12 protein-coding genes are annotated in these 13,466 nt (G+C 61.6%); 9 read left to right on the top strand and 3 right to left on the bottom strand.

Going from position 1 to position 13,466, the window contains the following annotated elements:
- Nucleotides 1-19 precede the first annotated feature (19 nt).
- The gene (locus ACO08A_RS09145; RefSeq protein ID WP_422040802.1) at nucleotides 20-568 is read left to right on the top strand and encodes a sel1 repeat family protein; all 549 of its coding nucleotides are present in this window, start codon (nucleotides 20-22) and stop codon (nucleotides 566-568) included.
- A 301-nt stretch (nucleotides 569-869) separates the two neighbouring features.
- A complete protein-coding gene (locus ACO08A_RS09140) occupies nucleotides 870-1,388 on the top strand; it encodes a DUF4269 domain-containing protein (RefSeq protein ID WP_422040801.1) in 519 nt (172 codons plus the stop codon).
- Here the strand turns inward: ACO08A_RS09140 and ACO08A_RS09135 are convergent.
- On the bottom strand, nucleotides 1,385-2,251 hold the full coding sequence (locus ACO08A_RS09135) for an alpha/beta hydrolase family esterase (protein WP_422040800.1): 867 nt from the start codon (nucleotides 2,249-2,251) through the stop codon (nucleotides 1,385-1,387). The two genes, ACO08A_RS09140 and ACO08A_RS09135, sit on opposite strands and share 4 nt — an antisense overlap.
- A 322-nt stretch (nucleotides 2,252-2,573) precedes the next feature.
- Here ACO08A_RS09135 and ACO08A_RS09130 point away from each other — a divergent pair, with 322 nt between their 5' ends.
- Nucleotides 2,574-4,337: a PQQ-dependent methanol/ethanol family dehydrogenase gene (locus ACO08A_RS09130; protein ID WP_422040799.1), complete on the top strand. Its 1,764-nt coding sequence runs from the start codon at nucleotides 2,574-2,576 to the stop codon at nucleotides 4,335-4,337.
- Nucleotides 4,338-4,458: 121 nt separating this feature from the next.
- Complete coding sequence (locus ACO08A_RS09125) at nucleotides 4,459-5,184, top strand: response regulator (RefSeq protein WP_422040798.1); 726 nt, start codon at nucleotides 4,459-4,461, stop codon at nucleotides 5,182-5,184.
- Between the two features lie 36 nt (nucleotides 5,185-5,220).
- Here ACO08A_RS09125 and ACO08A_RS09120 read toward each other — a convergent pair whose 3' ends face one another.
- Both ACO08A_RS09120 and ACO08A_RS09115 read right to left on the bottom strand, forming a co-directional pair.
- On the bottom strand, nucleotides 5,221-6,573 hold the full coding sequence (locus ACO08A_RS09120) for a hybrid sensor histidine kinase/response regulator (RefSeq protein ID WP_422040797.1): 1,353 nt from the start codon (nucleotides 6,571-6,573) through the stop codon (nucleotides 5,221-5,223).
- Nucleotides 6,570-7,766, bottom strand: a complete 1,197-nt coding sequence (locus ACO08A_RS09115; protein ID WP_422040796.1) for an FIST N-terminal domain-containing protein — start codon at nucleotides 7,764-7,766, stop codon at nucleotides 6,570-6,572. Before ACO08A_RS09115 ends, ACO08A_RS09120 begins: the two co-directional genes overlap by 4 nt.
- A gap of 199 nt (nucleotides 7,767-7,965) precedes the next feature.
- Here ACO08A_RS09115 and ACO08A_RS09110 point away from each other — a divergent pair, with 199 nt between their 5' ends.
- From ACO08A_RS09110 to ACO08A_RS09090, 5 genes are all read left to right on the top strand, one after another.
- Nucleotides 7,966-8,631: an SRPBCC family protein gene (locus ACO08A_RS09110; protein WP_422040795.1), complete on the top strand. Its 666-nt coding sequence runs from the start codon at nucleotides 7,966-7,968 to the stop codon at nucleotides 8,629-8,631.
- Between the two features lie 98 nt (nucleotides 8,632-8,729).
- Nucleotides 8,730-9,221, top strand: a complete 492-nt coding sequence (locus ACO08A_RS09105; protein WP_422040794.1) for a (2Fe-2S)-binding protein — start codon at nucleotides 8,730-8,732, stop codon at nucleotides 9,219-9,221.
- Between the two features lie 133 nt (nucleotides 9,222-9,354).
- The gene (locus tag ACO08A_RS09100) at nucleotides 9,355-11,715 is read left to right on the top strand and encodes a xanthine dehydrogenase family protein molybdopterin-binding subunit (protein ID WP_422038472.1); all 2,361 of its coding nucleotides are present in this window, start codon (nucleotides 9,355-9,357) and stop codon (nucleotides 11,713-11,715) included.
- A 75-nt stretch (nucleotides 11,716-11,790) separates the two neighbouring features.
- A complete protein-coding gene (locus tag ACO08A_RS09095) occupies nucleotides 11,791-12,591 on the top strand; it encodes an FAD binding domain-containing protein (protein WP_422038473.1) in 801 nt (266 codons plus the stop codon).
- Between the two features lie 264 nt (nucleotides 12,592-12,855).
- Complete coding sequence (locus ACO08A_RS09090; protein ID WP_422041733.1) at nucleotides 12,856-13,413, top strand: cytochrome b; 558 nt, start codon at nucleotides 12,856-12,858, stop codon at nucleotides 13,411-13,413.
- The last annotated feature ends 53 nt before the right edge of the window (nucleotides 13,414-13,466 follow it).

Raw genomic sequence — 13,466 nt, 5'->3', positions numbered from 1 at the left:
AAAACATGGAGACCCGGACATGAAATCAGTTTTTGTCACGACTTTACTGGCGGCGGGATGTGTCGCTCAGGTGGCGCTGGCTGAAGAAATCGACAGCGGCGGCACGCTCAACCCGGACGAGATGAGCCTGAACAAGTCGCTTTCTCGGGCGCTTGAGGGGGATGTCGACATGGTCGTGTGCGCGCAGGGCTACCTGATGACCAAGAGGGGCGACCATGAAGCCGCGCGCAAGGTTTTCCGGAACTGTGCCGACAAGGGCTGGACGGGAACGATGACCTGGATGGCCTACATGGACCAGAATGGTCTCGGGCAGGACGAAGATCCGGAAGCCGCAGCCGCTTGGGACCGGAAGGCCGCGGAAGCGGGCGATCCGGTCGGCGAGTTCAACTATGGCCTCGACTTGCTGCGCGGATACGGTGTCGAGCAGAACATGGATCTCGGCAGGGAGTTCATCGACCGCTCGGCCGAACAGGGGTTCGACACGGCCGAAGAACTTCGCAACAACGGTTACGACTGGAAAAGCGTGACCCCGGATTCAGACGAATGGAAGTTCCAGAGGATCTACTAGAGCATCGGGCGACAAGTGTGCACCATTTGACCGAATCTCCTTTGTCTGCTGAGGAGGCGGATTGCGCGCCGCGGTGTTTCCCACCACAAGTGCAATCCAACGATGTCAGCGCGCAAAGGAGACCGGCCCTTCGGGTGATGGAAAGCAGCCCATCGGCAGCGTTGCGCCGCTTGCCCGATGAACCGCATCGCTCTGCGCGACGCGCCTTGCCGAATGAACTGCTTTCCAACATCAAATGATGCAGACTTGTCGCCCGATGCTCCAGGATCCCGGTGTTCCTGTCATTTGACGAACAGTGGCGATGAAACCGTTCTACCTTGATGTTGTCGCCAAGCTTGATCTTCTCCGGGTGCTTTCGGAGTTCGATCCGATCGTCATTGGAACACCGCCTCTCGGCATAGCGACGGCTGCGAGCGACATCGACATTGCCTGTTCCGCGCCGGACTTCGGCAGGTTCGACCACACTGTGCGCCGTGCATACGGATCGATGAATTCCTTTTCGATCCGGACAGCGGATCATCTGCCCGCCCCGGCGACCATCGCATCGTTTTTCGCCTGCGGATGGGACATCGAGATATTCTGCCAGAAAACCGCGACTGAAAATCAATGGGGCGTTCGCCATTTTCGCGTTGAGAAAAGGCTGCTCGCCTTGCGGCCGACGTTGCGCGAACGCATTGTCGGCCTCAAGCAGGACGGCCTGAAGACGGAGCCTGCATTCGCGAGAGTTCTCGGCCTGACCGGAGATCCCTACGCGGCAATCCTTCATCTGGAGGACCTGTCTGACGCGCAGCTTGTGGATTTGCTGGACGCGGCCGGCTAGTTCGCGAGCGCGGTGCTGCTTGCCGCTTCCGGGGATTTCGAACCGTGGATCCCGGAATTCTGCCTGTAGCGCTGAAGGGCGATAGCGAGGGCGTTTTCGATCCAGCCCTTCGGAACGATATGGCCGCGGTCATGCACGCATAGCATCACCTCCTTGCCGCTCTGACAGCTTGACCACGTCCGGCAGTCATGCCCGTTGACGGTCTCGCTTGTGTCAGGCCCGGCAGCACAAAGATTGGTACGGCGCCACAGGTCGACCGCAACATTCGGGTCGCCGTCCTGCCCGCGCGGCATTTTCATGACATTGTCCTTGAAGCCGTGCACATGCATGACATTCACAGGTCCTGTCGGACAGGTGATCGCATCCTGTCTGTAAAGCGTCCCGGCCGCCGGAAGGATGCCTGCGATCAGGTCGCCGGCATCGCAGGCGACGCGCCAGGCCATCGCGGAGCCGTAGGAAAACCCGGTCGCGTAGATCCGGTTGCCGTCGATCGGATAACGTTTGGCAACGTCTTCCAGAACGGCGCGGACAAAAGGTACGTCCCGATTGTCCCGTTCCCAGAAGTCCCAGGTCCGGTGCAGGCCTTCCGGTGCGACCAGTAGTGCCCCGTTGCCGTTGATCGCGTTGAGGACTTTGTGGTTCTTCAGCGGATGTTTGGAATCGCGCTTCCATCCGTGAAAGTGGATCAAGACGGGCAGCGGCTCTTTTCCGTCCCAGCCTTCCGGTGGTTTGGCGCGGTAGACACGTTCCCCGACGCTGCAGGCCGCGTCCAGGCCACAGGGCATGACTTTGCTGCTTGCAGCCGCCGGGGCAGACGCACCGGCGAAGAGAAACAGGAAGGCAAAAAGCACTGTGGATTTCATCGCGAGGTTCCGGATCGATGAGAGTTGTGGACGGAACGGTAGGGCGAGCCGTCACAGGAACCAACTCAAAACGCCGTTAGCGGGACTTGATGCTCTTGGTGCCGCATTTTTCAAAATTGTTGGGATGGCGTGAATTCCCGGACGTTGCTGCAGTGCACTTTCAAAATGTCGCTGATTTCTGCCCTTTCTGAGGTGCACTATGGTGCAATTCTCCAGCGCAGGCACTTCCACTAGACTGAAAATCTGGGAGGCGGCGGCAACGTTTTTTGATCTGCGATCCGGACGCGTCGCTCTGTCCGAACTGAATCTGGGAGGAGACAGGATGAGGAAGTTTCTCGCAATGGCAGCGGTCAGTGCGCTCGCGGTGACCGGCGCGCATGCCGACGTGACGGAAGAAGATCTGGCAAATGACGCGACCACCACCGATAGCGTTCTGACCAACGGTATGGGGCGCGACCAGCAGCGCTTTTCGCCGCTCAAGATCATCAACAAGGACAACGTGAAGAATGTTGTTCCGGCCTGGGCGTTTTCGCTCGGCGGAGAGAAACAGCGCGGTCAGGAAACCCAGCCGCTGATCTATGACGGCGTCATGTACATCACCGGCTCCTATTCGCGTCTCTATGCGATCGACGTGAAGACCGGCGAGGAGATCTGGCAGTATGACGCACGCCTGCCGGAGGGCATCCTGCCCTGCTGCGATGTCGTCAACCGCGGCGCCGCGATCTACGGCGACAAGATCTATTTCGGAACGCTGGACGCCCGCATCGTGGCGCTCGACCTGAAAACCGGTGATGTTGTCTGGCGCAAGAAGATCGCCGACTACAAGGCCGGATACTCCTATACGGCCGCCCCCGTGATCGTGAACGGGCTGATCGTGACCGGCAATTCCGGCGGCGAGTTCGGCATCGTCGGCGAGGTTCAGGCGCGCGACGCCGAAACCGGCGAACTGGTCTGGACCCGGCCCGTCATCGAGGGCCACATGGGCACCTTCAAGGGCGAAGAAAGCACCATGACCGGCACGCTGAACGCGACCTGGCCGGGCGATATGTGGAAGACCGGCGGCGGCGCCACATGGCTCGGCGGAACCTACGACAAGGACACCAACACCCTCGTCTTCGGCGCCGGCAATCCCGCACCCTGGAACAGCTGGCTTCGTTCCGCCGGAAATCCGTCGGGAACGGAAGGGGACAATCTCTATGCCGCGTCCCGCATCGGCATCAATCCGGAAAACGGCGAGATCAAGTGGCACTACCAGACCACGCCCCGCGAAGGCTGGGATTTTGACGGTGTCAACGAGGTCATTCCCTTCGTCGACGCCAGCGGCAACAAGCGCTACGCGACCGCCGACCGGAACGGCTTCTTCTATATCCTCAACCGGGAAGACGGTGCTTTCGTGAATGCATGGCCGTTCGTGAAGCAGATCACCTGGGCGGAAGGCATCGGTGAGGACGGCCGTCCGAAATTCGTCGAGAACAATCGTCCGGGCGACCCGAGCAAGGCCGCCGACGGCAAGAAGGGTGAAGTGGTCTTCGCCGTTCCCTCGTTCCTCGGCGGCAAGAACTGGATGCCGATGGCGCACAGTCCGGACACCGGCCTGTTCTACGTTCCCTCGAACGAGTGGGGCATGGACATCTGGAACGAGCCGATCACCTACAAGAAGGGCGCTGCCTATCTGGGGTCCGGCTTTACCATCAAGCCGATCTTCGAGGACTATATCGGCTCCCTGAAGGCGATCGATCCGAACACCGGTGAAATCAAGTGGGAGCACAAGAACAATGCGCCGCTCTGGGGTGGTGTCATGACTACGGCCGGCGGTCTGGTGTTCACCGGGATGCCGGAAGGCCAGTTCAAGGCGTTCGATGCCGACACCGGCGAAGAACTCTGGTCCTTCCAGACAGGCTCCGGTATCGTCGGTCAGCCGATCACCTGGGACATGGACGGCGAGCAGTACATCGCGATCTCGTCCGGTTGGGGCGGTGCGGTTCCGCTTTGGGGCGGTGAAGTCGCCAAGAAGGTGAACTACCTGAACCAGGGTGGATCGATCTGGGTGTTCAAACTGCCCAAGCAGCTGGCATCCTCGAACTAGGCCGGTATGATCCGTTGCTTCCGGCGGGCTGACCGCCGGAAGCGATCCGTTCTTCGCGCCGGGCGGCGCGGCCGCGGGTCTTCAATGCATCCATCGTCCGAAACCGGGAGGCACACGACAAATGTCTATCGAGGCTGAAGGCGCAACCAAGTTCCTGATCATCGACGATCATCCCCTTTTCCGGGAAGCGCTTCACAGCGCCGTGGAGCTTGCCTATCCGAATTCCGACACGCTCGATGCCGCGTCGCTGGATGATGCCTGTGCACTGCTGGATGACGATGCCGGCTTCGATCTCGCCCTTCTGGACCTGTCGATTCCCGGCGTGAAGGGCATGGATGGCCTGCTGCATTTGCGCACGCACTATCCGCGTCTTCCTGTCGTGGTGGTGTCCGGCGCCGAGGAAGCGCCGATCATTGCACAGGTCATGGCCTACGGGGCCGCAGGTTTCATTCCCAAGTCATCCAAGAAGACGACACTGGCCGAAGCGATCCAGCAGGTCATGAACGGCGCGACCTATCTTCCGGAAACCTACACGGATCCGCAGGACGAGCCGCTCGACGATCAGACCCGGAAGATGATCGAACGGCTGTCCAGCCTGACACCCCAGCAGATCCGTGTCCTGCACATGATCTGCAACGGCTTGCTGAACAAGCAGATCGCCTATGAGCTGCAGGTCGGCGAGACGACCGTGAAGGCGCATGTGTCGGAAATCCTCAGGAAACTGTGCGTCGCCAGCCGGACGCAGGCGGTGATCGAGGTCAAGAAACTCGAAGCACTGGGGTCCGCCGGTCCCTTCGACGCGATGATGGCTGGAGAGGCGCAAACGCTGCCAAGGCATCACAGCTGAATGCGGATGACCTGACACGGGACATCCGGGGACACCCTACTTGTTCGAATTGACCAGATGCGTCGCCAGCGCGCGCAACTGCGCAGGTTTCACGGGCTTCGGCAGATGCTCGACGCCCAGTTGCTTGGCGCGCTCGCTGAGGGCCTGCGAGGCATCGGCCGTTGCCAGGATCGCCGGGACACGCGCCGGGAGGATATCGAACAGCCGCTCGAGCGTGTCGGTTCCCAGGTCACCGAAGTCCAGGTGATGGTCCGCAATGATCAGGTCGGGCAGCCAGTCGCCGCCGTCAAGCGCCGCGATCGATTGCGAAGTCGAGCGGGCAATCCTGTAGAGACAGCCCCAGTTCGACAGGAGGCCCGCCATCGCTTCCAGCACCGCGGGGTCGTTCTCGATGACCAGGATTTTCTTTCCGGTGAGATTGGCGTTGGAATGCGCCGAGACCGGCGCCACCGGCGCGGCATGGATAACGGAAGGCGGTGCGTCGGTGCGTTTGGCGCGGATGCGGAACACGCTTCCCTTGCCGGGTGTCGAACGGACGCTGACCTCGTGATTGAGCGCTGTCATCAGCCGCCGGACGATGGCGAGCCCGAGCCCGAGACCTGTCCCGTGTTCGGCATCGCCGTGGGGCAGCGGGCCCCGGTGAAACTCCTCGAAGATCTTTTCCTGCTGATCCTCGTGAATGCCGGGTCCGGTATCGATCACTTCGATCGCGATGTCGTCGCCCTGCCGGCGCGTTCCGATCAGGACGCCGCCCCGGTCGGTATAGCGGATCGCGTTGGTGATCAGGTTCTGCAGCGCGCGCCGCAGCATGAGCCGGTCCGTGTAGACGCAGTCGTTGGTCACGGCCACACGAAGGCGCAAGCCTTTCTTCTCGGCGATCGGGCGCAGGTCGGAAAGAAGACTGGATAAGATCGGCGGGATCGGCACGGACGCGAACCGCGGCATCGTGACCCCGGCGTCGAGCTTGGAAATGTCGAGCAGTGTGCGCAGCAGCTCGTTCATCGTGTCGAGCGAGCGTTCGACCTGGTTGACCATGGACCGCGCCTGGTCGGATGCCTGCAGATCGTAAAGGGACGAGATCGTCAGTTGCGCTGCGTTGAGCGGCTGCAGGATATCGTGGCTTGCAGCGGCCAGAAACTGCGTTTTCGAGCGGTTGGCGCGCTCTGAAATGTCCTTCTGGCGGGCAAGCTCGATATTCGTTTCTTCAAGACGGTGGAGGGCGGTTGTGAGTTCGTCCGTGCGGCGCCTGACCTGTCCTTCCAGCGAAATCGCGGTCTGGAACAGCGAAAACGCGTTCCGCTGCTGGTCCATGGCCTGTTCGACCCGGTCGACCAGGGCTGCGTTGATCTTCTGCAGGCGGATGACATCATCTATGTCGGACAGGCTCATGACTGCTCTCCCGCGCTCGATTCCTGCCTGGCAAAGGCGATGCCGGTAAAGGTCTGGTTGAGATGCATCGACAGGTATTGTTCGCCATAGGTGTTGAAGCCGACGACGTTGTATTTCTGGTAGATCTTCTGAATTCGCTGCGTTGCCTGGCGGTTCTGCGCATCGATCCGCCTCAGGACACAATCAAAGCCGAGAACGAAATCGACGCTGCCGATCTCCTGAACGACATTCTCGAACGCGGTGTTGGTCGAGCGCGTCATGCCGGTGGGCTCCGCCACGGTGAGAACGATGCCGTCGTCGATGGCACAGAAGAAGGACAGGGACCCGTCGGGGTTCACCTTCTGAACCGAGCGGCAGTAATATTCGCCGCCGACCCGGACAACAAGCGGGTGGGACGCGAAACTCATCGGCGACAGGGCACCGGGGTCGATGCCGACGGCGCGGGCATATTCGGTTGCCGCCTCGGTGGCGTTGAACTCGTAGATGATGCGCCGCTCCGGATCGGACCGGGTGACCACGAGTTTGCGGTCCGTCGGAACGAAATTGTCCGTCTTGAAGATCTTGAAGGGCACCGTGCTCTTGAAAAAGATCACGATCGCGCAATCGTCGCCGGCCGCACCGTTGAGGATGAGAGACGTGCGCGTGAACCGCATGCTGTCGCCGGCCGAGCCGCCCAGAAGCGGAATGTCCTCGAGCGCCCAGTGAAGGGCGGCCGTGACCATTTCCTCCACGACCGACATGCCGTCAATCAGGCAGATGGCGAAAATGTCGCCGTCCTGCGCGCCGTTGTGAAGTTGTGCGATCGCGGTTTCGAAGGTCTGCCGGGCTTCCTTGACCTGCGTCACGATCCGGTCGAAGCCGATGGAGGTGATCCCCTCGATCCGCAGCGGCACCGTCAGGAACCGGTTTTTCGGAAACAGCACGGCAAGACACTGCCCCGTGTCGCCGTCGGGAACGCCGATCTCTCCCGCGGTCGAACAAGCGGCATAGGCAAGGCCATCCGCGAATTCGCGCATTTTCGACGTGATCAGATCCGGCGGAAACGTGTCCTGCGAGAAAAACAGCAGGCAGAGGCCGAACTGCTCTGACCGTGCAGCCGCGCCGATATCAACCCAGAATGAGTGGTCGTGCGGCTGGCTGGTCGTCACGACCTCCACACCGCACGCGTGCCGCGTCCCTGATCTCGGGTTCAATGTCTCCTCCCGGCGCCGGCATCTTCTTTGGGTCGCGATGTCCGCCGCCAAGCCCAATTTGTAGCTCTTGAAGGAGAAGCTTGTAAAGCTGATCTCACCCCAGCCCGGGGTCATGGCCCTAAAGTACAGTGTACAGCCGACAGCCACTGTTCTTTTCTACCATGCAAACAATTTGAAGATATTCAGGTGGGAGGACACTATGGATATTTCCGGCACCAGGTTGATACCAGCCGGTAGGGAGAGGGTGTGGGAAGCCCTCAATGATCCCGACGTGCTGAAGGCCTGCATACCCGGCTGTGAGAGCCTGGAAAAGACATCCGATACGGAAATGAGCGCGGCCGTGACGACGAAGATCGGACCGGTCAAGGCGAAGTTTAAGGGTGCGGTGACACTCGAGAACATCAATGCGCCGGAGAGCTACACGATCGTGGGCGAGGGCAAGGGCGGCGTTGCCGGGTTTGCCAAGGGGGCAGCCGACGTCAGGCTTGAAGACGCGGATGGCGGTACACTTCTCACCTACGAAGCCAAGGCGCAGGTCGGCGGCAAGCTGGCGCAGCTCGGCAGCCGCCTGATCGATTCGACGGCGAAAAAGATGGCCGAGGACTTCTTCACCAAGTTTTCCGACACGGTGGCGGATCAGGAAGCGCCCGCGGCCGGCGCTGCCCCGGCGGAGGAGCCGGCGGCATCCGCGGAAGACAGCGTTCCGGAAGAAGTCTCCATGCCGGCTGCCGCGGCGGTGGAAACACAGCCCGCCAGGTCCGTGGAACCTCAACCCGCGGCCAACGAGCGGGTCTTCGGCGGCCCGCTGATCTGGGGTCTTGTCGGTCTGGGCGCCGTGGTCATCATCCTGGCCGCCGCGTTCTGAAGGTACGCGCGGAGTGAACACATACCGGCCCTGAGCCGGATTTTCGAGTTTCGGGCCTGCGATCGAGGCCCTGGAACCTTCTACTGGGAGAGGAATTTATGTCGAAGGTATCGATGGTTTTGAACGGTAAGTCTGTTTCTGCTGATGTTGAGGACCGGACGTTGCTTGTTTCTTTTATTCGGGATGTTCGTGGTCTGACTGGGACGCATGTTGGGTGTGACACGTCGCAATGCGGTGCGTGTGTTGTTCATGTTGACGGGAAGGCTGTTAAGTCTTGCACGTTGTTGGCGGCGCAGGCTGACGGGTCTGAGGTTGTGACGCTTGAGGGGATCGGGTCTGCGGATTCGCTTCATCCTGTTCAGGCGGCGTTCCGGGAGCATCACGGTCTTCAGTGCGGTTTTTGCACGCCTGGCATGATCATGAGCGCGGTTGACATGATCAACCGTCACGGTGCTGGCAATCTGGACGAGGCGACGATCCGTGACGAGCTTGAGGGCAACATCTGCCGGTGCACGGGCTATCACAACATCGTCAAGGCGATCAAGGCGGCTTCGGACCAGATGGCCGGGATGGCGCAGGCGGCCGAGTAGGGTTTTCTGGTTTGTTTTGAGTGCGGTTTTCCGCGCTTTTGAGACGGCGGGACCGCCCGGTTTGCGAGGCCTTTGAGGAGAGGGTGCGTTTGTCTGGTGCGCGTTTCCGGATTTTGGTTTTGGGAGAGAGAAGATGGCGATTGAGGGGATTGGCGCACGTGCGCTTCGCAAGGAAGACAAGCGCTTCATAACGGGCAAGGGCCGGTATACGGACGACATGGTTCTTCCCGGGATGGGTCATGCGGCGTTTGTGCGTTCGCCGCATGCGCATGCGAAGGTGACGGGGATCGATGCGAGCGCGGCGCTTGCGATGCCGGGTGTGGATGCGGTCCTGACGGGGGACCAGCTTGTCGGTGACGGGATCGGCAACCTGATCTGCGGCTGGATGATCCATTCCAAGGACGGCACGCCGATGAAGATGGGCGGCTGGCGGGCGCTTGAGCCCGAGGTTGTTCGCCATGTTGGCCAGGCTGTTGCGGTTGTTGTTGCCGATACGGCTGCGCAGGCACGCGATGCGGCGGATGCGGTTGTTGTCGACTATGAGGAGCTTGCGGCTGTTGTCGATCCGGTTGCCGCGCTTGAGCCGGGCGCGCCGCAGGTGCATCCGGAGGCGGAGGGCAACCTGATCTACGACTGGGAGATCGGGGATGCTGCGGCGGTCGATGCGGCGTTTGCGGGCGCCGCGCATGTGACGAAGATGGAGATCCGCAACAACCGTCTTGTTCCGAACCCGATGGAGCCGCGGGCAGCGCTTGCCAGCTACGACGATGCGGAAGAGCATCACACGCTCTACACGACCTCGCAGAACCCGCATGTGGCGCGGCTTGTGCTGTCTGCGTTCTACAATGTCGCGCCGGAGCACAAGCTTCGTGTGATCGCGCCGGATGTGGGCGGCGGCTTCGGGTCGAAGATCTACATCTATCCGGAAGAGATGGTGTGCCTTTGGGCGTCCAAGCGTGTTGGCCGTCCCGTGAAGTGGGTGTCGGACCGGACGGAAGCGTTCCTGACGGATGCGCATGGCCGCGACCACGTGTCGGAGGCGGAGCTTGCGCTTGACGCGGACAACAGGATTGTCGGTCTTCGTGTGAAGACGATCGCCAATCTGGGCGCGTACATGTCGTTGTTCTCGTCGGCTGTTCCGACCTATCTTTATGCGACGCTGTTGTCGGGCCAGTACAACATTCCGGCGATCCACGCGAATGTGAAGACGGTCTATACCAACACGACGGCGGTGGATGCCTACCGGGGCGCGGGCCGTCCGGAGGCGACGTATCTTCTTGAGCGGATCATGGAGACGGCTGCGCGTGAGGTCGGTCTGTCGCCTGCGGACTTCCGGCGCAAGAACTTCGTGCGGGAGTTCCCGCACCAGACGCCCGTGATCATGTGCTACGACGCGGGCGATTATGACGCGACGCTGGATGCGGCGCTGTCGGCTGCCGACTATGCGGGCTTTGCGGCGCGCAAGGCGGAGGCGGCGTCCCGGGGCAAGCTGCGCGGGATCGGTCTTTCCTGCTACATCGAGGCGTGCGGCATTGCGCCGTCCGCGGCGGTGGGGTCGCTGGGGGCCGGTGTCGGTCTTTGGGAGTCTGCCGAGGTGCGGGTGAACCCGGTCGGGACGGTCGAGGTTCTGACGGGCTCTCACAGCCATGGGCAGGGTCACGAGACGACGTTCGCGCAGCTGATCTGCGAGCGGTTCGGTCTTGACAGCGACGCGGTGTCGATCGTTCACGGGGACACGGACAAGGTTCAGTTCGGGATGGGGACCTACGGGTCGCGGTCCGGAGCGGTGGGCATGTCTGCGATCGTGAAGGCGCTGGACAAGGTCGAGGACAAGGCGAAGAAGATCGCGGCGCACCTGATGGAGGCGTCGGAAGGCGACATCCAGATCGAGGGCGGTGAGCTGAAGGTCGCGGGCACGGACAAGAAGCTGTCGTTCACGGAAGTGGCGCTTGCGGCCTATACGGCGCACAATCTACCCGAGGGCATGGAGCCGGGTCTGAAGGAGGGGGCGTTCTACGACCCGTCCAACTTCACGTTCCCGGCGGGCACCTATGTGTGTGAGGTCGAGGTCGACCCGGAGACGGGCAAGACGGAGATCGTGAGCTTCGTTGCGGCGGATGACTTCGGCAAGGTGATCAACCCGATGATCGTGGAAGGCCAGGTTCACGGGGGTCTTGTCCAGGGGATCGGGCAGGCGCTTCTCGAGAACGCGGCCTATGACGAGAGCGGCCAGCTTCTGACGGCGTCCTACATGGACTACACGATGCCGCGTGCGGACGATGTTCCCTCGTTCAGCCTGTCGACGCACGAGACGCTGTGCCCGGGCAATCCGCTTGGCATGAAGGGGTGCGGTGAGGCCGGTGCGATCGGGTCGCCGCCGGCGGTGATCAACGCGATCACGGATGCGATCGGGTCGAACGATCTGACGATGCCTGCAACGCCTGAGAAGGTGTGGCAGCTGTGCCAGTCGCAGGAGAAGCAGGCGGCCGAATAAGGTCGAAGAGAAACGTTCTTCGGGCAGGCGTTGCCTACCCGGTCATCTGACAGTGAGATTTTGGGGAGACCCGTCATGTATGAAACAACGTATCACCGCGCCGGTTCGGTTGCCGACGCATCGGATCTGATGTCGAAGGCTGAGGACGGCAAGGTTCTTGGCGGCGGCCAGACGCTTCTGCCGACGATGAAGCAGCGTCTTGCGTCGCCGAGCGATCTTGTCGATGTGACGAAGATCGCGGAGATGAACGGCATCTGCGAGGGCGATGGCAGCCTGTCGATCGGGGCGGCGACGACGCATGCGGAGGTTGCCGCGTCGGATCTCGTGCGGTCCAGACTTCCGAGCCTTGCCGGACTTGCGGGCGGCATCGGCGATCCGGCGGTGCGCCACATGGGCACGATCGGGGGGTCGATTGCCAACAACGACCCGGCCGCGGACTATCCGGCGGCGCTTGTGGCGCTGGGGGCGACGGTGGTGACGAGCAAGCGCTCGCTCAGCGCCGAAGACTTCTTCGTGGGCATGTTCGACACGGCGCTGGACGAGGACGAGATCGTGGTGTCGGTGACGTTCCCGCTGATCGAGAAGGGGGCCTACGCCAAATACCCGAACCCGGCTTCGCGCTACGCGATGGCAGGGGTCTATGTGGCCAGGCACCGGGACGGCTCGGTGCGGGTGGCGGTGACCGGGGCGGGCCATTACGGCGTCTTCCGGGTCGACGGCATGGAAGCGGCGCTGGCGGCGAACTGGTCGCCGGACGCGGTGGCAGGCATCCAGGTGGATTCAGGCTCCATGCTGAGCGACATCCACGGCTCGGCCCACTACCGCGCAAACCTCGTCACCGTCATGGCCAAACGCGCCGTCCAGAAAGCCGGCTGACAAAACAGACAAAACGGCATCCTTTTGCGGCGTCTGCTTTGCAGGCGCCGTTTCGTTTTGGCACCCGCTCGCGCCTGGATTCGCACCACATCGCCTGCCCTGTGCCGTGCGTCACAGGTCAGCGGTCAACCTGGTCGCTATCTTTTCAAGTGTCGTTAGGGCAGGTCGTGCACCTGTTCAACGGTATCTTCAGTCAAACCTGTCAGGATGGCCGGATACCGGGGACCCTGATACGGGCAACAGGAGAGTGAGATGTCAGCGCACATGACGGCAAACGACCAATCGGTCCAACCGGGAGACGTGACCATTTCAACGCCCCGTTACGGGTCAGCTGCCCGATTGCTTCATTGGGCCGTGGCCGTGCTCGTGCTTTTGACCTGGCCGCTTGGGCTCATGATCGGCTTTGCGAAAAAGGATGTCGTCTCCAGCTTTTACCTGCTGCATGAAAGCTTCGGCTTCGTGATTCTCTGGCTGATGCTTCTACGGGTCGGCAACAAGCTTGTTTCCAGGGCCCCGCCTCACGAAGGCCCGGCCATCGAGCGCATCGCCGCAGCCACCGTTCACGGGCTTCTCTACGCGTTCCTGATCATCATGCCGGTGTCCGGTTTCCTGGCGACCAATGCGCACGGGTTTCCGCTGAACTGGTTCGGGATCGTTCAGGTCTGGAGCCCCATCGGCAAGAGCCCCGACATCGCCTGGACTCTGTCCGCCATTCACGAATGGAGCGCCTGGATCCTGCTCGCCCTGTTCGCGCTTCATATCGGTGCAGTTCTGTTTCACCACATGATTAAAAGAGACAAGACACTTTACAAGATACTTTAGCCCTTGAGGCTGCACCGAGGAAGCGCGTGGGCGGCCGGTACATTGGAGTGCCG

The sequence above is a fragment of the Roseibium sp. genome (assembly GCF_965232425.1).
GTDB lineage: Bacteria > Pseudomonadota > Alphaproteobacteria > Rhizobiales > Stappiaceae > Roseibium.
This window is presented reverse-complemented; position numbering and strand designations above follow the sequence as displayed.